Origin of the sequence: Streptomyces beijiangensis (assembly GCF_017315755.1) — a bacterium.
Classification (GTDB): domain Bacteria; phylum Actinomycetota; class Actinomycetes; order Streptomycetales; family Streptomycetaceae; genus Streptomyces; species Streptomyces beijiangensis.
Map to the genome: position 1 here is coordinate 1 of NZ_JAFLRJ010001252.1, position 330 is coordinate 330.

Genomic DNA, 330 nt, shown 5'->3' on the forward strand with positions numbered 1-330 from the left:
CCGTCTGCTCGGGCGCCGGATTCTCCAGCCGGTACACGACGACCTGCCCGATCACCATCGCGACGATCAGCAGCCCGATGGCCGGCACGGACCCCCGCCGGATGACCTCCAGCGCCCAGGGCGCGTCGTCCGTGCTGGTGGCGTAGTTGGTTGCGATCCCGAGCAGACAGGCGACCAGCACCAGCAGGATCTGAAGCACCACTTGCAGACGATGCCTCATACGGCACCGGTCCTCTGCAGACCGGCTCGACACCCGCGCAGCACTGTGACGCCCCCGTCCTGTCTGTCCGCCATACCGCCCTGAGCCCCCCTCCGTGCACCCGACCCGCA

At 69.1% G+C, this 330-nt stretch carries 1 protein-coding gene; it reads right to left on the reverse strand.

The window, feature by feature from the left end:
• Nucleotides 1-202, reverse strand: a 202-nt coding sequence (locus tag J0695_RS41385) for a hypothetical protein (RefSeq protein ID WP_206969962.1), incomplete at its 3' end; no start/stop codon positions are given.
• Nucleotides 203-330: the final 128 nt, after the last annotated feature.